Source organism: Nitrospira sp. Nam74 (assembly GCF_965152615.1).
Map to the genome: position 1 here is coordinate 1,185,214 of NZ_OZ224220.1, position 20,211 is coordinate 1,205,424.

Here is a 20,211-nt window from a genome sequence, read left to right on the forward strand (position 1 = left end):
CTGAAAACGGTTCCCAGCGGCGTTCTCAGTCGCGCCTCTCCCTGCCGAAGTGTCCCAGAGGCTGCGCCTCAGTCGTCTCGGTCCCAACGGCCTTGCTGGATAGCCGTTTTGAGCTTCGTCTAGAGATGGAGACTTGTGGATGTCTGAACACGTAGCGACCGAGCCTGTCCAAAAGTCGCAGCCGGCACGATCCAAGCTGACGATTACCCTCGTCTCAATCGTCATCTTAGCGGTGACGTTTGGCATCGTCTGGCTACAGAGCGCCAAGTACGAGCCGCTGACGGTCGGGAAGGAGGCGCCCGATTTCGTCCTGCCGAACTTGAATGAACAGAGCGTGCGCCTGTCCGACTATCGAGGAAAGGTGGTGTTTTTAAACTTCTGGGCGACGTGGTGCAAGCCGTGTCGTGAAGAAATGCCCTCGATGGAAGTCCTGTACAAGAATTTTGACCGCGACGGCCTTGTGGTGCTGGCGGTAAGCATTGATCGCGTTACGACCAAAAAAGATATTCCCCCATTCGTCAGCAGTATGAATTTGACCTTTCCGGTCTTAGTGGATTCATGGGGACAAACCGATAAACGGTACAAGCTGATGGGCGTTCCGGAAACCTACATCATCGATCAACAAGGTATCCTTCGCGAGAAGATTATCGGTCCTCGAGATTGGACAGTGCTGGACAATCTGAAAACGATTACGGGATTGTTGAAAAATAGTTCCAAGCCGGTGCCGGCGACTCCCTCAACGTAACGAACCATGAACATCCGGTGTCCGATCCACGCTGCTCTGTTGGGCCTGCTGGTATTGTGCAGCACGTCCTGCGAGCCGACCTATTCCGACTCCTCAGTCGAGCCCTCTTCGGAAACCGCTCTCGTCCAGGATCGTACGGGAGTCAAAATCGGCGGCCCAGCCCCGGACTTCGAGCTCTGGAGTCTGGATAACCAGCCGATCACGCTCTCCGGAAATCGTGGCCGCGTGATCATGCTGAATTTTTGGGCCACGTGGTGCGGGCCCTGCCGGGTCGAGATGCCCGCGATGGAGCAGCTGTATCACGTGTTTGGCCGAAAGGATTTTGAAATCCTGGCTATCTCCACTGACGCTCAAGGTCCGTCGGTCACTCGCCCCTTCAGGGACGATATGAGACTGACCTTCCCGATCCTTCATGATTCGGATTTTCGTGTCGGTGTGACGTACGGAACGCGCACCCTGCCGATGACCTTTCTCGTCAACCGCCGTGGTATTATCACCCATCGGATCTTCGGCGCTCGGGACTGGTTCAGTCCTGAGGCAAAGCAGATGATCCAAACCTTAATCCAGAGCTATTAATGTGACGAATTCCATGCAGCAGATCTCCTTATTCGCCGCCTTTGCCGCCGGCTTGCTGTCGTTCGTCTCGCCCTGCGTCTTGCCATTGGTGCCCTCGTATATTTCCTACATTACCGGTCTGTCGTTGGACCGGTTATCGGACGCGTCCGAGCGTCACCGTTTTCGCAAAACCATCATGCTGAACTCGCTTCTCTTCATTGCTGGTTTCTCCACTGTCTTCATTGCCTTTGGCGCGTCAGCGAGTTTGGTCGGCCAGCTGCTCATTGTCTATCAGGATCATATTCGTCGGATCGGCGGCGTGCTCATTATTATTTTCGGCCTGTACCTCCTCGGCGTTCTGAATTTGAAATTCTTGACCGCCGAAAAACGGCTGCACTTCAGTACCCGACCAGCCGGCTATGTGGGGTCCTATCTGATCGGGGTGGCTTTCGCCGCCGGGTGGACCCCGTGCGTCGGACCTGTGCTTGGCACCATCTTGCTGTATGCCAGCACAACCGATTCATTAATGAACGGGGTGACCCTGTTGGCGTCGTATTCTCTGGGTCTCGGGCTTCCGCTCTTTATCACGGCCCTGGGTGTCGATCGTTTTCTCTCGTACTTCAAACAAGTCCGTGCCTATCTCTGGGGCGTTTCCACCGTGAGTGGCGTCTTTTTGGTCGTGGTGGGGGTGATGATCTATGCGAATTCTCTCACCATGATTACGAGCTTTCTGGAGCGGTATGGGATCGGCTGGTACCTGGGACAGTGACGCAGGATGCTGAAACAGATCGCCAACTTCGTTCTCGGTTCGCCACAATCCTCAACGTACCCAAGAAGGTACGTTTCCGGTTTTGCCTCGCCTGCGGCCTCATTGGATGACCTGTTTGGGCATCCTCGTCTCATGTCAGGTAATGCACACCCAGCCTGAAGCCAAAGTCTGCGATGTGCTCGTGGTCGGCCTTGGCCCGGCTGGCGCGACGGCCGCTTACGAGTTGAGTCGATCCGGTATCTCTGTCATTGCTCTCGAGAAAGATACCCATCCTCGCTATAAGGTCTGTGGTGGCGGACTCTCTGCACGTATTGAGCACATTCTCGGCTCAGACTTTCACTCGGTCGTGGAGCAAAGGATCCATGGCGTTCAATTTACTTATCAAGGGAAAGAGCCGCTCCTTATTGAAGCCGATGGGCCCATCGCCTATATGGTGATGCGCGATCGATTCGATCATCTGTTAGTCGAAAAGGCGCAACAGGCCGGAGCATCGATTTATCAAGATGAGCCCGTCGTGGATTGCGTATCTCTCGTTGACGGGGTGGAAATCACCACGGAGCGCGGACGCTATCGGGCCAAGGTGGTCATCGGAGCGGATGGCGCCAACAGCCGGGTGGCTCAGCGCCTCTTTCCCGGACGCCGGGCCCGTCGAAGCCCGGCATTAGAAAGCGAAGTTCACACCGACCGGGTGTCGGCCTATCCCGGAGAGCGGCGTATTGCGGTGGACGTCGGGGCCACGAATCGCGGATATGCCTGGGTTTTCCCCAAGAAAAATCGACTGTCCATCGGTATTGGGGACTTTCATGGTCGGCCATCGAGCCTCAAACGCATGTTCCATCGCTTTATCATGCGTGATCAGGAGTTGTCGGGGCTGGCGATTCCACCGGCGTTCGGACATCCACTTCCGCTCTACGATGCGCCTCACGCCATGTCAGCCCAGAGCCTGGTTCGAGGCCGCGCTGTCTTGGTGGGCGATGCGGCGCATCTTGTCGATCCTCTGTTTGGAGAAGGGATCTATTATGCTATCCGATCCGGTCAGATGGCTGCTGCGGCGGTCCTAGGCACCTTTTCGGATCCGAGTCGGAGTCTTCTTGACTATGAAGCCGCCGTTCGACAGGAAATTTACACCGAATTCCATGTAGCCTCCCGTCTTGCTCACATCATTTACACGTTTCCCCGGCTGTGCCACCGACTCACTAGTCGGTATCAAGATGTGATCCAGCTGTACTATGACGTGTTCAAAGGACGGGAGACCTACCAAACGTTTTATGCGAAAGCGAAAAGACTCGTCAAAGCCTCGACCAAGGATCTTCTCCGCAGGGCTATCGCCTTCCATTGAAGCCGCTGTCTTTAAGCCGGCAGACGTTTTATCGCGCAGCATTGACCGATGAAATAGGCAGGTTGCTCAAACAGAGGCCAGGCGAGAAAAACCAGAGGCGTAGCTTCTGGGAACGTTGAGATTATTCGACTCGAGATGATTCTGTTTCAGCGATCTGTTAGCACCAGACGCCGAGGCGGCAGAGCGTGGTGCTCCCGGATTGGATCGCATGATCGGGGGTAGGGCTGAGCGCCGTCGCCGGCGAGAGCGAGGGGGTACGGGCCGGCTCCTGGGACGAACCCGCGTGGACAACGGAAGGAATCTTTGTGGTCGTATCGGGTGAAGGAGTGGTCGCCTGGGCCACCGCTTCCGTGGGGTGTTTGGCATTCAGGGCGGCCAACACCTTTTGACCTCTTGCGGCGTATTGATTGTCCGGATAGCGTTCGGTGAACGCCATCAGTTTTTCTCGCGCCCAGTCTTCCGCGCCGATTTCTTTATACGTGAGCGCGAGATAATATAAAGCGTCGCCTGCAATATCCATATCGGGATATTGTTTGAGAATGGCTTCGAAGCGGTGTGCCGCTGCGAGGTAGGCATCGCGCCGGTAGTAGAATTGGCCGACGAACAGATAGGATTGAGCAATCATGCGGTGACAAGCCTGTATGCGTTCGCCCGCGTCACCGTCGTATCGACTGCCTGGATAATCCCTTCGGAGCTTCTGATAGGCGTCTAGAGCCTTATAGATCGGATTGATATCGCGATCGACGGTCTTCACCTGTTTGAAGTGACTTTCTGCAAGCTTGAATTGCGCGTAGGATGCTAAGGTGTGAACGCGGTGCAGGTCTAAAAAATGCTGATATTCGATGATCGCTTCCGCATAGTCTTCTTTGTCAAAGAATGACTCGGCGCGTTTCATGATGACGTTGGGATCGTAGTTTTTTTCAACCGTATCGCCGATAAAGATCTGTTCATCCTTACCGCTCAGGGTTTGACCGCTCGATTTGGTCGACTTGGATGAACTAGAGCACCCCACGGACACGGTGACGAGCATGATGAGCGGAAACAGAACCCAACGACAGCACATACTTACTGATTCCCTTTCTTGATGCGGCATCATCGTAAAGACCTGTAAGGCTATGATCACGGTAGCAAAGGATCTCTACAAATGCAACTCTGATTGACGCCTCCTCCAGTGATCCCTATAATCCGCCGCAGGTTTTGACAGGTACTTCAAAGTGTCTCTTACAATCAACAGGGTATGCGCAGCAGGATAATTGGAACAGGCTCGTATCTTCCCGAGCGGCTCGTCGACAATGGTGAAATCTGCCGTCCCCTGTTGATCGATGCGCAAGCCGTCTTTCGATTGACAGGCATCCGGAGCCGGCATCGGGCGGGTGCTGAGCAGGTAACGTCCGATTTGGCGGAACAGGCCGCGCGGCGAGCTTGTGAGTCTGCGGGAGTCGAGCCGGCATCGCTCGAAGCCGTCCTTATCTCGACGACCTCACCGGATAGGACGCTGCCGTCGACGGCGTGCTCCGTACAGACCCGGCTCGGAATGCGGGGCGCCGCCGCATTCGATCTTGCGGCATCCTGTTCAGGATTTCTCTACGGTCTGTCGATGGCGGATCGGCTGATTCGAAGCAGACAATTTCGACGATGTCTCGTGGTGGCGGCCGAGATTAAATCGCGATGTGTGAATCCCGGTGATGAAACGACCGCCATTCTTTTCTCTGATGGGGCCGGGGCTGCGGTTGTGCAAGGTGAGGAGGTGAGCGCGACGTCCTCCGGTGTACTTGGAATCCGTCTCTACGCGGATGGCGCGCGCTATGGCTTGATCGGTATTCCGGCGGGTGGGTCTCGGAAGCCAAGCACGCTGCAGACATTTGAAAACCAGGAACATGTTATCTGTATGCACGGAGGGCCGTTGTTCAAGACGGCGGTCAAACAGTTGGCCGGAGCAGTCACGGATCTGTTGAAGGAATTCGGCTACGGCCTCAACGACATCAGCCGGGTGATATTTCACCAGGCGAACGGTCGATTGTTGTCCGCCCTGGGCAAGCGACTCGGCCTTGCTCACGGTCAATTATATTCCGTGATCGACCGGATCGGGAATCCATCATCAGCCTCGCTCCCTATAGCGTTGGATGTGGCGAATCGTGAGGGGGCCATACGTGCGGGAGATCTCGTTCTACTCGGCGCATTTGGTGCCGGATTGACCTGGGGAGCGGGCTTAGTGCGTTGGTAGGGCCGGGAAGCGGACGCCGGTCGATCAGATTCGTGCCCCCACAGGGCGCACACCCGGAGGGTGGTTCTCAGGAAGCGGCGTGTCTTGGCGCAAGTCTGCATGCCTACTGGTGCCCCTAGTGCAGTTTTGCCCGATAACGTTCCTCGTCGTTCTGTGTTGAGCGGATAAGGAGTTGTTGATGTTTGGTTTGATTCCAAAGGAAACGGCGTTCTTTGACATGTTTCAAAAGGCGGCGCACAACATGATCGAAGGCAGCCGGTTACTCCAAGAGATGATGGAAAATTTTCAAGATCCCGTCACTCAAGCGCGCCGTATCAAGGACGTCGAGCATATTGGCGACAGCATTACGCATGAGATCGCGAAGAAGCTCAACCAAACGTTCATTACCCCGATTGACCGAGAAGATATTCACGCGCTGGCGAGCGCGCTGGACGATATTCTGGATCTCGTTGAGGCAGTGGCCGACCGATTTGTCGTGTTCAAGGTAACGGTGCCGACCGAGCCATCGGTGAAGCTGGCTCATATTCTGTATCAATCATCGGTCGCCGTGGGCGCTGCAATTGACCGGCTCGGCAAGCCGCATGCCGACGTGACGGAATGTTGCGTGCTGGTGAATAGTTTGGAGAATGAAGCGGACCGCATCACGCGCGATGCGATTTCGTCTCTCTTTGAAGAGGAAAAAGATCCCATTGCCGTGATCAAATGGAAAGAGATTTATGAAAACTTTGAAGAAGGAACAGACCGCTGCGAAGATGTCGCCAATATCCTCGAACGCATTGCCCTCAAGCATATATAGGCTGCTGAAAAAGCCCCCCGCCTGTACGCTCATCCCCACGCTATTTTCAACGTACCAAGGGGGAGATAGCCAGTCTTGGCCGGATAGGCTGAGGACAGGTGTGAGTGTCGCCCCATTAGAGCCAGAGCGGCCTACAATGTCAATCCTGCCGATAGTCGTATGATTCACGAACTCAGCGGTATGCTTTTGCTTGTCGTCGCATTGGCCCTGCTCTTCGATTTCTCGAACGGATGGCACGATAGCGCAAACGCCATCGCGACCGTCGTCTCGACACGCGTACTCAGCCCGTTCGTCGCGGTCATTATGGCCGGAGTGCTGAACGTGGCGGGCGCCTTTATGTCGACGGCCGTTGCGAAGATGGTGGGGTCTGGAATTGTCGATCCGGCGTCGGTGACGCAAGCCGTCGTGGCATCGGCGCTCGGCGGCGCGATCTTGTGGAATCTCTTCACGCTGGTGCTAGGATTGCCGACCAGTTCCTCTCATGCTCTCATCGGTGGATTAGTCGGAGCCGGACTAATGCATGGCGGGTGGGCGGTGGTGAAATTCAGCGGCCTGCGCGCCGTGCTGGAAGCTATGGTGCTCTCCCCATTGCTCGGTTTCTTGATGGGGCTCACCCTGATGGTGCTGATTACTTGGACGTTTTTTCGCGTGGCCCGAAGCGTCGCCACCCGATTGTTCAGTCGGCTCCAACTGGTCTCGGCCGGCTTCATGGCATTTAGTCATGGCGCGAACGATGCGCAAAAAGCTATGGGGATCATCACCCTGGCCCTCGTGTCGGCGGGACAGATTCCATCTGCTGAAGTCCCAGGCTGGGTGATTACGCTCTGTGCGCTGGCGATGGGCTTAGGCACCACCATCGGTGGATGGAAAATCGTACGCACGCTCGGCATGGGGATCGTGAAGTTAGAGCCGGTGCATGGGTTTGCCGCTGAAACGGGGGCAGCCGCCGTGTTGCTGGCGACGGCTCATATCGGTCTGCCGGTCAGCACCACGCACACGATTACATCCGCCGTCATGGGCGTGGGAGCGATCAAACGCTTTTCAGCCGTGCGATGGGGCGTGACGACGAGAATTCTCTATGCCTGGGTCTTTACACTACCTGGGGCGGGGTTGTTGGGCGCGGCTCTCTATCTGTTCCTCTCCGCGCTCTCATGATATCGGGATAGCTGTTCCTGCAGAAGGAAGTCTGACGACAAACCGTGTCCCCATGGGTTGATTCGCCTCCACCCAAATTTGGCCTCCGTGTCCTTCCACGATATGCTTCACGATGGCCAATCCCAATCCCGTTCCACCCAGTTCGCGCGATCGGGCTTTATCCACCCGATAGAACCGTTCGAAGACCCGCGGTCGATCGGCTTCCGGGATGCCGATGCCGTTATCCGAGACGGTGAGCTCCACCAGATCGCTTGATCTGCCATCCACTGTGCCGTCCAGACGGCGAGCTGCAATGGCAATTATTCCGCCGTCGGGCGTGTATTTCACCGCATTGTCCAAGAGATTGGTCAAGACCTGAACCAACCGTTCCTCATCTGCCGATACGCAGGGAAGCGTGTCTGGAAGCGAGACCGTCAGCTGGTGGTCTTTTTTATCGAGGAGGGGCTGAATCAAGGCCACCGTTCGCTCCACGACCGATCGTAGTGAAACGGGATCGCGCTTGAACAGCACCTGTCCAGACTCGATTTGGGAGAGCTGGAGTAGATCGTCCAGGATCAGGTTCAGGCGATCGCTTTGTTTCAAGATGATGTGTAAAAAACGGAGGGCTTCGTCGGGATTGTCCTTCATCCCGTCCAAAAGTGCTTCAACATAGCCTTTGATGGAAGTCAGCGGGGTTCGGAGTTCATGCGACACATTGGCGACGAAGTCTTTCCGGACCTTTTCCAGTCGGCGAATGGCCGTGACATCATGAAACACCAGCACGACGCACGCCTCATTTTCGCGTCGCCCTCCGGCGACCGATGCTTCGACGTGCAACGTGTGGCCGCCGGCAATGGTTGAGATTTCCGTGCTCCGGTTCAGTCGCGTTTCTAAGACCTTCATTACGAGTTCATTAAGCTCCTGGAGCCGAATGACTTCCTGGTAAGTCCGTCCTCGAGCAGTTGCGTTGTGAATCAGAAACGTGCGTTCAAGGGCAGAATTGACTTGGAGCACGACACCCCGGCAATCCAACACCATGACGCCTTCGGCCATAGAGCTCAGCACGGCTAACAATTGGGCGCGATCTTCCGTCAGTTCACGAATGGTGGATTCTAACTGGTCGGCCATATGGTCGAGGGCGTTGCCTAATACCCCGATCTCATCACGATCGGTGGTGGTGATTCGCCGGCGTAACGATCCCGAGGCGAGCTCTCGCGCGACCGCAGCCATCTCGGAAAGCGGGCGTGTCAGCCCCCGTGACAGGAACACGCTGAGGAGGGCCGCTACCAGTAACGCGATCCCGAAGGCAACGGTCAACGCATGTTCAAGGTCGCGAATGCGCGCCTCTAAGGTGGTCATTGGAAGGGCCAGTCGAATGATCGCGAGGATACCCCCATGGGCGGACCGGATCGGGAGGGCGAGATAGAACATCCGCTTGCCCGTCGTCGCGCTGAGTCGAATATCCGTTCCACGCCCGTCAGCAAGTGCACGGGCGATTTCTGGCCGAGTTCGATGATTCTCAAGATGGGTGATGGCCTCCTCGGCCGTTTCGCTATCGGCTAGGACAACACCGTCGGCTCTGATGACGGTCACTCGTGCCAGCGCATGGCCACTGATCGTTTTCACCATCATTTGAAGCTGAGGCGACGAGGCTAAGGGCGAGTCGGCTTCGACCAGCCGTTGCAATGCCACGGCGGCGAGAGCGGTTCGGGACGTCAGGGTTTCTTCCAGCCGAGCGAGTTCGAGCCGTTCAATAGATCGAAGTGCCAGCCATCCGGCTGCAAGCAATCCCACGGTGATGGCGACGAGTGCACTGAGCGTAATCTTCCATCGGATCGGGATGCTCATGTGACGAAGAGCGGGACAAGGATGCTCAAAGCGGCCGTCTCTCTCTCCCTGTCCCAATGTGAAGCTGTCACGGCAAGCGGGCCGAACAACGTACCCTTTGTATCCTTTCCTAAAGGAGGCCGGTGAAGGTGCGGGCACCGAGGCGTACCATACACGTAAGGCGACATGTCTAGTCGGCCGGGAATGAAGCGGGAGGCTTGTTTGAGCATCCTACTAACGATCTCGTAACTTGTAGCCCAGAGATTTGATGGACGTGATCGCCTCGTTCAGCGAGGGGATTTTTTGCTTAAGCCGGCGAATGTGTACATCAACCGTCCGTGTGGTTCCATAATAGTCGTATCCCCACACGGCGTTGAGTAAGGCATCACGCGTGAGCACGCGTCCTGGGTTGCGAAGTAAGTGTTCCAGAAGACCAAATTCTTTCGCCGTAAGGGAAATCTCCGCGCCGTCAGTGACGACTTCATGCCGTGTGAGATCCATTACTAGTTCCCCATAGGTCAAGCGGTTCGGTCCTTCCTGCGCCCGCTCCAGTCGTCTGAAGAGAGCCTTCACCCGTGCGACGAGCGCTTTGGGGCTAAATGGTTTCGTGACGTAGTCGTCGGCGCCGAGCTCGAGCCCGATCACGGTGTCCGCTTCCTCTGCTTTCGCAGTCAACATAATAATGGGGGTGCGAGAGAGACGAGGATCGGCTCTGATTTGCTTGCAGACTTCCAGCCCATCCATTTCGGCCAGCATCAGATCCAGAATGACCAGATTGGGTTGCTCGGATTTTGCTTGCCGTAGACCATCTAACCCTGTCGTTGCCGTGCAGGTTCGATAACCCTCCTTCTCAAGGTAGAGTTGTACGAGATGGAGAATGTCTTTCTCGTCTTCTACAATGAGGATTTTTTTCGCCGTCGCGTCCATGATGACCAAAAAGCGTAAAGGGATCGAAGAAAGGAGTCAAGCTGTCCCTCTGCGATGGAGCGATCTAGGCAATGTACCGTTTGTGCTTCCTGGGTCAGTCGTGAATTCAGTTGACGCATCGAATGGTTCTGACGTATCGTAACCGCTTCTATCAACTGTGCGAGGATGGTCTCAATGATGAAAATCTATCTTGCCAAACCACGAGGGTTCTGCGCCGGGGTCGACCGGGCTATTGAAATTGTCGATCTCTCCTTGAAAGCGTACGGGGCCCCAATTTATGTACGTCATGAGATTGTCCATAGCCGCCACGTCGTCAATACCTTGCGGGATAAGGGCGCGGTATTTGTGGAAGAATTGAATGAGGTGCCGGACGGAGCGATCGTGATTTTCAGTGCGCACGGGGTGGCGAAGGAAGTTTGGGAGGAGTCCACCCGGCGAAATCTGAAGGTCATTGACGCGACATGTCCGCTCGTCATCAAGGTACATAACGAAGTCAACCGGGATTACACGCAGGGGTATGAGTTGATTCTCATCGGCCATGCCGGGCATCCCGAAGTGATTGGAACCTTAGGACAGGTCCCGGACAAGTTTCATCTGGTGTCTTCGGTCGGTGATGTTGAAAAGTTGGAGGTGGAAAACCATCAGCATCTGTCCTACGTGACGCAGACGACGCTCAGCGTCGATGAATGCCGCGATATCGTGGCTGCGTTGAATCGGCGATTCCCGGGAATCAAAGGTCCTCATCAGGAAGATATATGTTATGCGACCCAGAACCGCCAGAATGCCGTAAAAGAACTCGCTAAGCTCTGCGACGTGATCCTCGTAATCGGGTCGCCCAATAGCTCGAACTCCAACCGTCTAAGAGAGTTGGCTGAGCACTGCGGCATCCCTTCTTACTTAATCGACTCCTATCGCGATATTCATATCGAATGGTTGAAGAACGCCCAGGCGGTTGGAATCACGGCCGGCGCCTCTGCCCCGGAAGTGCTGGTCACCGAAGTCGTGGAGTATCTGAAGCGATCGGGCGCTCATGAAGTTGAAGAACTGACCGTCATCGAAGAAGATGTCGAATTTCTCCTGCCCAAGGAACTGGTCACCGTTAAAAACTCCCACGGCGTGTAATCTCTTCAAACATCGCGATATTCTATATGTTGGGCCTCAACCAGCCGGCGCATACTGCCTGCTGTGTTTTATTTTGCTTTTGTTGAAAGCCTATGGTACAAGGGCCCCGCATGGTGGCCCCTCTTTTTGACGAGACTCCTTTCAACTCGTAACGGTCCCGAGGAGGAATGGATGCATCTAAAATCCCTAGAACTGACGGGCTTTAAGTCGTTTGCGGAGGCGAAGATTGAATTTCCAAGTGGAGTCACCGCGGTCGTGGGTCCCAACGGGACCGGGAAAAGCAATGTGGTCGATTCCATGCTCTGGGTGCTCGGAGAACAGAGTGCCAAGACGCTCCGCAGCGAGAAGATGGAAGACGTCATTTTCAATGGGACGGAAATGCGAAAGCCGCTTGGGATGGCGGAAGTTTCGCTCGTGATGGCCGGGATCGACGAAGAACGATTGAAGGGCCTGCCAGCGCTTCCTCATCAGCTCAGCGAATTTCATGAAGTCATGATTACCCGCCGTCTGTACAGAAACGGGGACAGCGAGTATTTGATCAATAAAACACCCTGCCGACTGAAAGATGTCCGGGCACTCTTCCTCGATAGCCGAGCGGGAACCAAGGGTCATACGATCATTGAGCAGGGGCGGATCGAACAGATTTTGAATGCGACCCCCCAAGATCGCCGTGAGCTGATCGAGGAAACGGCCGGGATCGTGCGCTACAAGAAGCAAAAGGCCGAAGCGCTTCGCAAGCTGGACTCGACCCAACAGAACTTGCTTCGCGTCAAGGACATCATCGTCGAGGTGCGCCGACAATTGAACTCGCTCGAACGTCAGGCCCGCCAGGCGCGCTCGTACCAGCATCTGCAGGAAGAAGCCAAAACACTGGAAGTCCGATTACTCGCGCATGAATGCCGGGGACTCCTCGCCGAGCGAACGTCTGTAGAGGCAGAATTGTCTGCCGTCGAAACCCAAGAAGCGACGCATTTAACCGACCAAGGTAGGCTGGAGGGCGAGCTGGAACAGGTCAAGGTGGGGCTTGTGTCCGGCGGCGAAGCTGTGAGTCAAATTCGACAAGACCTAGCAGAAGTCGAGCAGCAACAGTCCCAGGCGCTGACGGCCATGGAGGTGGAGAAGGGACGCCTGAAACTCTATGAAGAGCAGGGCGGCGCCGGCCAGGAGGAGCTGGCACGCCTGACGGCCGACGTGGAGCGCACCGCCACCGCCATACAAGAGCTTCGCACCCGCCTCTCCGCAGATGAAACAGAGGTACTGGAACGAACTCAGGCATGTGCCGAAGTCGAAGAACAGGCAAAGGCGCTAGCCGCCAGGCGAGCCGCCAGTGTTGCTCAAGAAGCACAGGCAAGACAGGCACTGATTGCTGTCACTGTCCATACGACCCGGGCTGAAAATGCCTTGTCCAGTTTGGCGGTGCAAGAAGACCAGGCGCTGCGCCGTATCGATCGATTGGGCCAAGAGTTGGCTGAAATCGAAGCGCAGCATGCCAGCATGCTGGAACGATTCCATGGCGCGACGTCAGGCCGCGTCGAACACGAGCGGACCGCGCAAGACCTTCGCATACAAATTCAGGTCAGGACTGAAGAGACACGGTCCGCAGAAGAACAGGTACGAAACAGTGAAGACACCATCCGCCGGGAACAACAGGCCCTCGCCGCGATCGAGTCTCGCTTGAAAGCGCTCCAAGGCGTGTTGCGGGAAGAAATGGGTTATGGCCGGGAAGGTGAAGATGGGAGTACGTCGCTGCGAGCCGCTTGTGGCGGAGTCAGAGAATCGGTCGCGGAATGGCTCATTGTCCCGCCTGGATTGGAGCGGGCTGTGGAGGCCGTCTTAGGCGAGCGCCTGCATGCCTGGCTGGTCAACGAGCCGGTCGATGCGCGTCGGGCCATTGATTTTCTTACTCAGCAGGGGCTTGGACGAGGTGCCTTCGTTCCGGCCCGGCCTCGCTATCAGCACCGGACCGGTCAATCAGATGGCTGGTGGTCTGTTCTCAAGGGCCAAGCAGGGGTGTTGGGCCGGGGCGTCGATTTGCTCCGCACCGACACCGAATCCCAAGATGTGCTGGCCTGTCTATTTGAGGGCGTCGTCATCGTGAATTCGTTGGAGGTGGCGCTGGAACAATGGGGCCGCGGAATGTGGTCGGCTCCCGATGGACCGACTTTGGTGACGATTGATGGGGAAGTATTGGATGCGGCCGGCGTCATTACCGGCGGGACGGCCGGATCAACCGGTGGTCTCCTGCTTCGGCGCCGAGAAGTCCAGCGATTAGAGGAAGAGCGCCGCGACGTGTCGCAATCACTCGGTGAACATCGTGAACAATTGACCACCCTGATTGCCCAGGCCCAGGCGGGACGGGAAGCCGTGCGCGGGCTCGAACAGTCCATTCGCGAAGCGGATATGCAGATACTCGGATTGGTAAAGGACGAATCGTCGTTTCGCCGGACGGTTGATGAGTTGGCGCATCGTCTCGAGACCATCCGAACCGAGCGGCGGATACAAGAAGAAGAGCGGGCTCGTACGCAGCAGGAGTTAGAGGCGACGCGCAGCGAATTGTTGGCCCAAACTGAAGAAAAAACGATGCGTGAGGCGGCTCTCGAAAATCTGCAACACTCCCTTCATGAGTACGAGGACGAAAACCTGGCATTGCAACATCGAGTGACAGAATCGCGTCTCTGCCTGGCTTCAGTCCGCGCCAGATTAGAACATGGCCAAGCCGATCTGACCCGATTAGGTCGTGAGCATGAAGACCTGACGGCCCGCATGGCGGCGCTCACGCAGCAACTTGGGACGCTGACTGCGTCCGCTGCGCATAGTCGGATCGAACGAGAGCGGAGCGAACAACTTTTCAATGAACTTGACCAGCGGGCGCTCCGCATCCGACGAGACCTGCAGGCTGCCCAGGAGCGATATGATGAGGATTCGCAGGCCGTCCACGTCCTTGATCGCCAGTTGGCTGCCGTTCGTCAAGCCTTAACAGCTTGTCGGGAGACGCGGCTTGGGATCGAAGTTCGCCGGGCCGAGCTCGTGACCCAATTGTCAGTTCGGGAAAGTACCTTGATGGGCACCTATCAACTTTCTTTGGACGCCACCCTGGCACAAGAACCGGAGGCGGCGGAGGGCACGATTCAGGACGATGCGCTCCCCTTGCGGGATCAATTGCAAAAAATCCGTGATCGTCTCGAACGCCTGGGGCCGACGAACTTAGCTGCTATTGAGGAGCACCGAGAGCTCGAGGAGCGGTACCGCTTTCTCACGACGCAGGAAGAAGATCTGTCGAAATCCGTTGCGTCGCTCAAGGAGATTATCACGCGTATCAATCGGACGACCAAGGAAATGTTTCTGGAGACGTTCAACGAACTCCAGCAGAAGTTCGTCGAAGTATTCGCTCGATTTTTCCCCGGCGGCCGCGCGGAACTCGTCTTGGTCGAACCGCAACCTGATCCTGAAGGAGCCATCACCGGCGGTGAAGAGCCGGGCGTTGATATTGCCGCACAACCACCGGGGAAGCGGCTGAAGAGTATCACGATGCTGTCGGGTGGAGAAAAGACGCTGACGGCGATGGCGTTGATTTTTGCGAGCTTCCTGATTCGACCGACACCGTTTTGCATCCTTGACGAAATCGATGCACCGCTGGACGAAGAAAATATAGGGCGCTTTACCACGGTACTCCGTGAATTATCCAACGCGGCACAATTTATCGTGATTACGCACAATAAGCGCACGATGTCGATCGCCGATTCTCTGTTCGGAGTCACGATGGAGGAGCCGGGCGTGTCCAAACTGATCTCAGTCCGTTTGGCTGACCTACAGCCCGTGTAAGCAATCACGGAGCCGTGTATACAGGTTTCCACTGATTACGGTAAGGGCACGCTGAGGCCGGCTCTATTGAGGCCCATGCAGAGTAAAACATTCCCCGCGCACGCGGTGTGCGGGTCTGAAGATCGAACCCTAGTGGTGTCCCTTCATCTTCAATCCATTTGCTTGACAGCCCCAGGGCACTTTGCTATAAACCCACGTTATGGTAATGGTTTTTTTGCGTAGCAGTCTAACCGGCATGCACTGCTTCAAGGCTAAGTTTTCCCACCTTGGCTCAATTTTTCATTGCTAGGTGACAACAGGCAGATGAAGCTCCTCAAGAGTCTCATTATTCGTTTGTCCGATAGCCTACTGGCGTCTATGCCCCGGCGGCTCAAGGTCGGCTCACGACTTCGCGCCATGCCGATGCTGCGATTGGTCTCCGACAATCCGCATCCAGTGGTACATCCGGACCCGACTATTCGTAAACCGGCGGCTTCCATTGGGCATTCGGAATTTATTGATGAGGCCATTCGTCGCAGTAAATCCTGGTTGTTAAAGCGACAACATGCCGAAGGATATTGGGTAGCGGAACTCGAGGCGGATACGACGTTGACGTCGGAATATCTGATGCTTCGCCGCTTCTTGAACCTTGTCGATACGGAGAAGGAACGGAAGGCCGTTCGCTATTTAACCGCGACACAACTTCCTGACGGCGGCTGGCCTATTTACTATGGTGGGCCCTCGGAGATCAGCGCATCGGTGAAGGCGTATTTTGCGCTGAAGTTATGCGGGGTCTCTCAGGATGAGCCGTTCATGGTCCGGGCCAAAGAGGCTATTGTGGCGAAGGGTGGCGTGGCTGCAGCGAATGTCTTCACGAAAATTACCCTGACGCTCTTCGATCAATACGATTGGCGCGGCATTCCGAGCATGCCCCCTGAGATCCTGCTCCTACCGAAATGGTTTTACTTCAGCATCTACGCCATTTCGTATTGGAGTAGAACGGTGCTAATTCCATTGCTCATTGTATTTGCCCATCGCCCGGTCTGCCGGATCCCACGCGAGCAAGGCATCGATGAGTTATATGTACAGCCTCGTCATCTTATGGATTATCGCGACGTTCCCCCGCTGCACAAGGATGAATCTCTCTTTGCATGGCGCAATGTGTTTATCACACTTGATCGGCTGTTGAAGATTTACGATCGCATGCCGATTCGCTCGCTGCGCGATGCCTCCGTCCAGCGGGCGGCGCAATGGATGCTGACGCGCCTCCACGGAAGCGGCGGTTTGGGAGCTATTTATCCCGCGATGGCGAACTCAATCCTGGCCTTGCGTTGTCTCGGGTATGGCGTCGATCACCCGCTGATTGTCAAAGCCTTGCGCGAGATTGAAGCGCTGGAAGTCTACGATTCGGTCGCGACTGCTCAAGGACGGATCGAGGCCCTGCATCTCCAACCCTGTGTGTCTCCCATCTGGGATACCGCGCTCTTCATCAATGCCGCGCTCGAAGCGGGACTGCCGCAGGATCACCCCGCGCTCTTACAAGGCGGGGACTGGCTTGTGTCACGGCAAACGCAGAAAGTCGGTGATTGGAAAGTTTCCGCACCGGCCGCACAGCCGGGCGGCTGGTATTTCCAGTTTGAAAACGAGATGTACCCGGATGTGGATGACAGTGCGGTCGTGTTGATGGCGCTCGCAAAGCTCGAGATGGCGGATCGGCGGGCGCAGCAAGACTCTATCGAACGTGGCTATCGATGGGTCATGGCCATGCAGGGTTCGGATGGTGGCTGGGCTGCCTACGACAAAGATAACAACAAGATGGTTTTTAATCTGATTCCCTTTGCCGATCATCGTGCGCTGTTGGATCCCAGTACGGCGGATCTCACTGGGCGCTGCCTGGAGATGCTCGGCGCATTAGGATACGACCGCAGCCATGCGGCGGTCCGTCCCGCCCTGGAGTTTCTGCGCCGCGAACAAGAAGAAGACGGAAGCTGGTATGGGCGCTGGGGCGTCAACTATATCTACGGCACCTGGTCTGTACTGGCCGGGTTGCGGGCCATCGGCGAAGACATGTCCGCGTCATACATTCAACAAGCCGTGACCTGGCTTGAGTCGGTACAAAATGCGGACGGTGGGTGGGGGGAGTCCTGTCTTTCGTATGCCGATAAGGCCGACGCGGGTCGAGGCGAGAGCACACCGTCGCAAACCGCCTGGGCCCTGCTCGCCTTATTGTCAGCCGGGATGTCCGATTCCATCAGCGTGGTCCGAGGAGTCAATTATCTGCTTCGGCATCAGCGGGAAGATGGATCCTGGGAAGAAGTTCGCCACACCGGCACCGGCTTCCCGCGCGTCTTCTACCTCCGCTATCACTGGTACTGCCAGTATTTCCCTCTCTGGGCGCTTGCCATGTATCGGAACATCCGGACTCGCGGGCAGGCGCGGGCCGACGAGTTACGTCTGGCCGCGTTTGAAGCGGGACTGTTCCGATCGGATAACTAATCGCATGTTCCGTTGCCCTCTGTGGCGGCGTGGGCAGTGGGGTTCCGATTGAAACGCGTCGGAATTTTTGCCGCCACGCGATGGGAAAGGCAAGCCATTCAGGACGTTCTTTCCGTAGATACGATCCAACATGATAGCGGGTACTATCGCGTCTTCGGGCGACGTGGACGCTGCCAGGTCGTCCTCGTCCAGACAGGCATCGGCCCCGCAAGAGCGCGCGCGGTTTGCCAAGCGGTCTTGCAAAACCAGCCGCTCGATGTGGCGATTTCCTCGGGGCTCGCGTGCGCACTCACGGCATCATCCATTGGGGAGTTGTTCATCGGCACCGAGGTCATCACGGCACGAACCGACGGGGCGAAGCAGCTTCGCGCCGAGGTCATGTGCGATCAGGCATGGGCCGACCTGGCGCTGCGTTCGGCACATGCCGAAGCGCTCCCCGCGCGTGCAGGACGGTTTGTCTCGCTGCCGCGCATTATCTTCAGAGGTAACGATAAACGTCGGGTCGCGATAGAGACAGGAGCCGTGGCCCTGGATATGGAGAGTGCCGCGATCGGGGCGATGGCGGCCGAGCATCGAACTCCGTTCGCCGTTATCCGGGCGGTCTCCGACCTACTGGATGAAGATCTGCCCCTCGATTTTAATTTATTCTTGGAACCAACTGATTGGCTAAAAGGGGCGTGGACATGCGTCTCGCGACCAGCCAGCCTCCTGGGTCTCCGCCGCATGCGGACTCAAATGCGCACGGCTTCTCGACGAATCACCGCCGTCTTCGAAAGACTCCTTGATGACGTGGACCACGAAGGGATTGACCGGTAGATAACAGCATGTTGATCACGGCGCTTGAACGTCTAGGTGAAAAGACCCTGTTTCTGATTCAGGAAATGGGGCGGATGCTTATGTTTCTGACCACAACGTTCGCATGGCTTATGCGTCCGCCGTTTCGTCCTTATCAAGCGGTGAAGCAGTTGCACTTTATCGGGTTTAAATCCATGTTCGTCGTCGTCCTCACGGCGATGTTCACCGGGATGGTCTTAGGATTGCAGGGGTACTATACGCTGCGAAAATTCGGCTCGGAGGGCCTTCTTGGATCGGCCGTCGCCCTAAGTATGATTCGAGAGTTGGGCCCGGTTCTCGCCGCATTGATGGTCACTGCACGAGCAGGGTCGGCGATCACCGCAGAGATCGGTATCATGCGCATCACGGAGCAGATCGATGCGCTGGATACTATGGCGGTCAATCCTCAGCAGTACTTGGTCGCGCCGAAACTGGTGGCAGGGCTGATCGGTGTGCCTCTCCTCGTGGCGATCTTCGATGTCGTCGGCATATGGGGAGGCTACCTCGTCGGTGTCGATCTACTCGGCGTCAGCGCGGGGTCTTATTGGAGCTCGATTGAATCCGCCGTTGACTGGAAAGACGTGTACGGAGGTATCCTCAAGTCGATCAGTTTCGGACTCATCATCACGTGGGTGTGTTGTTATAAAGGGTTTTATACGAGGATGAGCTCGGAAGGATTAGGAACGGCGACGACGGAAGCGGTGGTGCTCTCGTCCGTCTTGATTCTGGTATGGGATTATTTTTTGACCTCAGTGCTCTTGTGAGTAAAAGCCATCAGCCGTCCGCTGCACGGTAGGACGGATGCGTTTTGCTGAGAGCTGACGGCTGAAAGCTTCCTTGCTGTTAATATGATCAAGCTCATTGGCGTTGAAAAAACTCTAGGTGGCCAGCGCGTCTTGCGCGGCGTCAATCTGGAGATTCCCCAAGGGAAGCTCACGACCATCATCGGCCGAAGCGGTGAGGGGAAGAGCGTTCTGCTGAAACACATGATCGGGTTGTTGCAGCCGGATCGAGGGCAAGTGTGGGTCGGCGACATCGAATTGTCACGGCTGAGAGGTCAAGCGCTCAATGAAGTCCGGAAGCGTTTTTCGATGTTGTTTCAAGGCGCCGCCTTGTTTGATTCCTTGACGGTCTTTGAAAACGTCGCATTTCCGCTGCGTGAAAAATTTCGCTGGCCGGAGGAACAGATCAAGTTGCGGGTGGAAGAGCGCTTGGACCAGGTCGGTCTTGCCGGGATGGGACACAAGTATCCCGCTGAGCTCAGCGGAGGAATGAAAAAGCGTACAGGACTCGCGCGTGCCCTTGTCGTGGAGCCTGAAATCGTTTTGTTTGATGAACCGACAACGGGTCTGGATCCGCTCATGGCGAAAACCATCCATGACCTCATCGTTGCGATGCAGAAAAAGTTTGGATTTACCGGCGTCATGGTCAGCCATGAGGTGCCCGGTATTTTCGCTATTTCGGACTGGGTTGCGATGTTACGGGAAGGGAAAATCGCATTGATGGCGCCTTCCACAGAATTTCAAGCCACAACGGATCCCGCGGTGCGCGAGTTTATCACCGTTGGCGGTACGGTTCCGTTGCAGGCGTGCCGTACAATCTGAAAAGAGAATCTCTTGGGTGAGGCTCTCTGATTTTCCTG

Annotated in this window: 16 protein-coding genes; 13 read left to right on the plus strand and 3 right to left on the minus strand. The window is 56.2% G+C overall.

Translation table 11 applies throughout. The features are described from left to right. Nucleotides 1-139: 139 nt before the first annotated feature. From ACWHYZ_RS05725 to ACWHYZ_RS05740, 4 genes are all read left to right on the plus strand, one after another. The gene (locus tag ACWHYZ_RS05725; RefSeq protein WP_447986325.1) at nt 140-745 is read left to right on the plus strand and encodes a TlpA disulfide reductase family protein; all 606 of its coding nucleotides are present in this window, start codon (nt 140-142) and stop codon (nt 743-745) included. Nucleotides 746-751: 6 nt separating this feature from the next. Then, nucleotides 752-1,321 carry a TlpA disulfide reductase family protein gene (locus tag ACWHYZ_RS05730; protein ID WP_447986326.1) on the plus strand — a complete coding sequence of 190 codons (570 nt, stop codon included), beginning with the start codon at nt 752-754 and terminating at the stop codon, nt 1,319-1,321. 13 nt (nt 1,322-1,334) lie between these two features. Then, on the plus strand, nt 1,335-2,069 hold the full coding sequence (locus ACWHYZ_RS05735; protein WP_447986327.1) for a cytochrome c biogenesis CcdA family protein: 735 nt from the start codon (nt 1,335-1,337) through the stop codon (nt 2,067-2,069). A gap of 142 nt (nt 2,070-2,211) precedes the next feature. Further along, the gene (locus tag ACWHYZ_RS05740) at nt 2,212-3,408 is read left to right on the plus strand and encodes a geranylgeranyl reductase family protein (protein WP_447986328.1); all 1,197 of its coding nucleotides are present in this window, start codon (nt 2,212-2,214) and stop codon (nt 3,406-3,408) included. 157 nt (nt 3,409-3,565) lie between these two features. On the opposite strand, the gene ACWHYZ_RS05745 is transcribed toward ACWHYZ_RS05740, so the two are convergent. Continuing rightward, a complete protein-coding gene (locus tag ACWHYZ_RS05745; protein ID WP_447986329.1) occupies nt 3,566-4,471 on the minus strand; it encodes an outer membrane protein assembly factor BamD in 906 nt (301 codons plus the stop codon). Between the two features lie 174 nt (nt 4,472-4,645). Between ACWHYZ_RS05745 and ACWHYZ_RS05750 the strand changes: the two genes are divergently transcribed. The 3 genes from ACWHYZ_RS05750 to ACWHYZ_RS05760 all read left to right on the plus strand — a co-directional run bounded on the left by ACWHYZ_RS05750 (nt 4,646) and on the right by ACWHYZ_RS05760 (nt 7,583). After that, nucleotides 4,646-5,632, plus strand: a complete 987-nt coding sequence (locus ACWHYZ_RS05750; protein WP_447986330.1) for a 3-oxoacyl-ACP synthase III family protein — start codon at nt 4,646-4,648, stop codon at nt 5,630-5,632. 178 nt (nt 5,633-5,810) lie between these two features. Continuing rightward, nucleotides 5,811-6,428, plus strand: a complete 618-nt coding sequence (locus ACWHYZ_RS05755; RefSeq protein WP_447986331.1) for a DUF47 domain-containing protein — start codon at nt 5,811-5,813, stop codon at nt 6,426-6,428. 162 nt (nt 6,429-6,590) lie between these two features. Then, nucleotides 6,591-7,583, plus strand: coding sequence for an anion permease (locus tag ACWHYZ_RS05760; RefSeq protein WP_447987524.1), 993 nt, complete (start codon nt 6,591-6,593; stop codon nt 7,581-7,583). Here the strand turns inward: ACWHYZ_RS05760 and pnpS are convergent. Together pnpS and ACWHYZ_RS05770 are read right to left on the minus strand one after the other, a co-directional pair. Beyond that, nucleotides 7,578-9,410 carry a two-component system histidine kinase PnpS gene (gene pnpS / locus ACWHYZ_RS05765; RefSeq protein WP_447986332.1) on the minus strand — a complete coding sequence of 611 codons (1,833 nt, stop codon included), beginning with the start codon at nt 9,408-9,410 and terminating at the stop codon, nt 7,578-7,580. The genes ACWHYZ_RS05760 and pnpS overlap by 6 nt on opposite strands. A gap of 213 nt (nt 9,411-9,623) precedes the next feature. Further along, on the minus strand, nt 9,624-10,316 hold the full coding sequence (locus ACWHYZ_RS05770) for a response regulator transcription factor (protein WP_447986333.1): 693 nt from the start codon (nt 10,314-10,316) through the stop codon (nt 9,624-9,626). Between the two features lie 177 nt (nt 10,317-10,493). Here ACWHYZ_RS05770 and ispH point away from each other — a divergent pair, with 177 nt between their 5' ends. From ispH to ACWHYZ_RS05800, 6 genes are all read left to right on the plus strand, one after another. After that, entirely contained in the window at nt 10,494-11,438 is a 945-nt protein-coding gene (ispH, locus tag ACWHYZ_RS05775) for a 4-hydroxy-3-methylbut-2-enyl diphosphate reductase (protein ID WP_447987525.1), read from the plus strand. A gap of 171 nt (nt 11,439-11,609) precedes the next feature. Further along, a complete protein-coding gene (smc, locus tag ACWHYZ_RS05780; protein ID WP_447986334.1) occupies nt 11,610-15,260 on the plus strand; it encodes a chromosome segregation protein SMC in 3,651 nt (1,216 codons plus the stop codon). 303 nt (nt 15,261-15,563) lie between these two features. Then, the gene (gene shc / locus ACWHYZ_RS05785; RefSeq protein ID WP_447986335.1) at nt 15,564-17,735 is read left to right on the plus strand and encodes a squalene--hopene cyclase; all 2,172 of its coding nucleotides are present in this window, start codon (nt 15,564-15,566) and stop codon (nt 17,733-17,735) included. Between the two features lie 21 nt (nt 17,736-17,756). Next, nucleotides 17,757-18,551, plus strand: coding sequence for a 5'-methylthioadenosine/S-adenosylhomocysteine nucleosidase family protein (locus ACWHYZ_RS05790; protein ID WP_447986336.1), 795 nt, complete (start codon nt 17,757-17,759; stop codon nt 18,549-18,551). An 8-nt stretch (nt 18,552-18,559) separates the two neighbouring features. After that, complete coding sequence (locus ACWHYZ_RS05795) at nt 18,560-19,333, plus strand: MlaE family ABC transporter permease (RefSeq protein ID WP_447986337.1); 774 nt, start codon at nt 18,560-18,562, stop codon at nt 19,331-19,333. Nucleotides 19,334-19,417: 84 nt separating this feature from the next. After that, nucleotides 19,418-20,173, plus strand: coding sequence for an ABC transporter ATP-binding protein (locus ACWHYZ_RS05800; protein ID WP_447986338.1), 756 nt, complete (start codon nt 19,418-19,420; stop codon nt 20,171-20,173). The last annotated feature ends 38 nt before the right edge of the window (nt 20,174-20,211 follow it).

Excerpts from the sequence above, each read along its gene's own strand:
- ACWHYZ_RS05725 (WP_447986325.1), top strand. The coding sequence starts at position 140 with ATGTCTGAACACGTAGCGACCGAGCCTGTCCAAAAGTCGCAGCCGGCA.
- ACWHYZ_RS05730 (WP_447986326.1), top strand. The coding sequence starts at position 752 with ATGAACATCCGGTGTCCGATCCACGCTGCTCTGTTGGGCCTGCTGGTA.
- ACWHYZ_RS05735 (WP_447986327.1), top strand. The coding sequence starts at position 1,335 with ATGCAGCAGATCTCCTTATTCGCCGCCTTTGCCGCCGGCTTGCTGTCG.
- ACWHYZ_RS05740 (WP_447986328.1), top strand. The coding sequence starts at position 2,212 with ATGCACACCCAGCCTGAAGCCAAAGTCTGCGATGTGCTCGTGGTCGGC.
- ACWHYZ_RS05745 (WP_447986329.1), bottom strand. The coding sequence starts at position 4,471 with ATGTGCTGTCGTTGGGTTCTGTTTCCGCTCATCATGCTCGTCACCGTG.
- ACWHYZ_RS05750 (WP_447986330.1), top strand. The coding sequence starts at position 4,646 with ATGCGCAGCAGGATAATTGGAACAGGCTCGTATCTTCCCGAGCGGCTC.
- ACWHYZ_RS05755 (WP_447986331.1), top strand. The coding sequence starts at position 5,811 with ATGTTTGGTTTGATTCCAAAGGAAACGGCGTTCTTTGACATGTTTCAA.
- pnpS (WP_447986332.1), bottom strand. The coding sequence starts at position 9,410 with ATGAGCATCCCGATCCGATGGAAGATTACGCTCAGTGCACTCGTCGCC.
- ACWHYZ_RS05770 (WP_447986333.1), bottom strand. The coding sequence starts at position 10,316 with ATGGACGCGACGGCGAAAAAAATCCTCATTGTAGAAGACGAGAAAGAC.
- ispH (WP_447987525.1), top strand. The coding sequence starts at position 10,494 with ATGAAAATCTATCTTGCCAAACCACGAGGGTTCTGCGCCGGGGTCGAC.
- smc (WP_447986334.1), top strand. The coding sequence starts at position 11,610 with ATGCATCTAAAATCCCTAGAACTGACGGGCTTTAAGTCGTTTGCGGAG.
- shc (WP_447986335.1), top strand. The coding sequence starts at position 15,564 with ATGAAGCTCCTCAAGAGTCTCATTATTCGTTTGTCCGATAGCCTACTG.
- ACWHYZ_RS05795 (WP_447986337.1), top strand. The coding sequence starts at position 18,560 with ATGTTGATCACGGCGCTTGAACGTCTAGGTGAAAAGACCCTGTTTCTG.
- ACWHYZ_RS05800 (WP_447986338.1), top strand. The coding sequence starts at position 19,418 with ATGATCAAGCTCATTGGCGTTGAAAAAACTCTAGGTGGCCAGCGCGTC.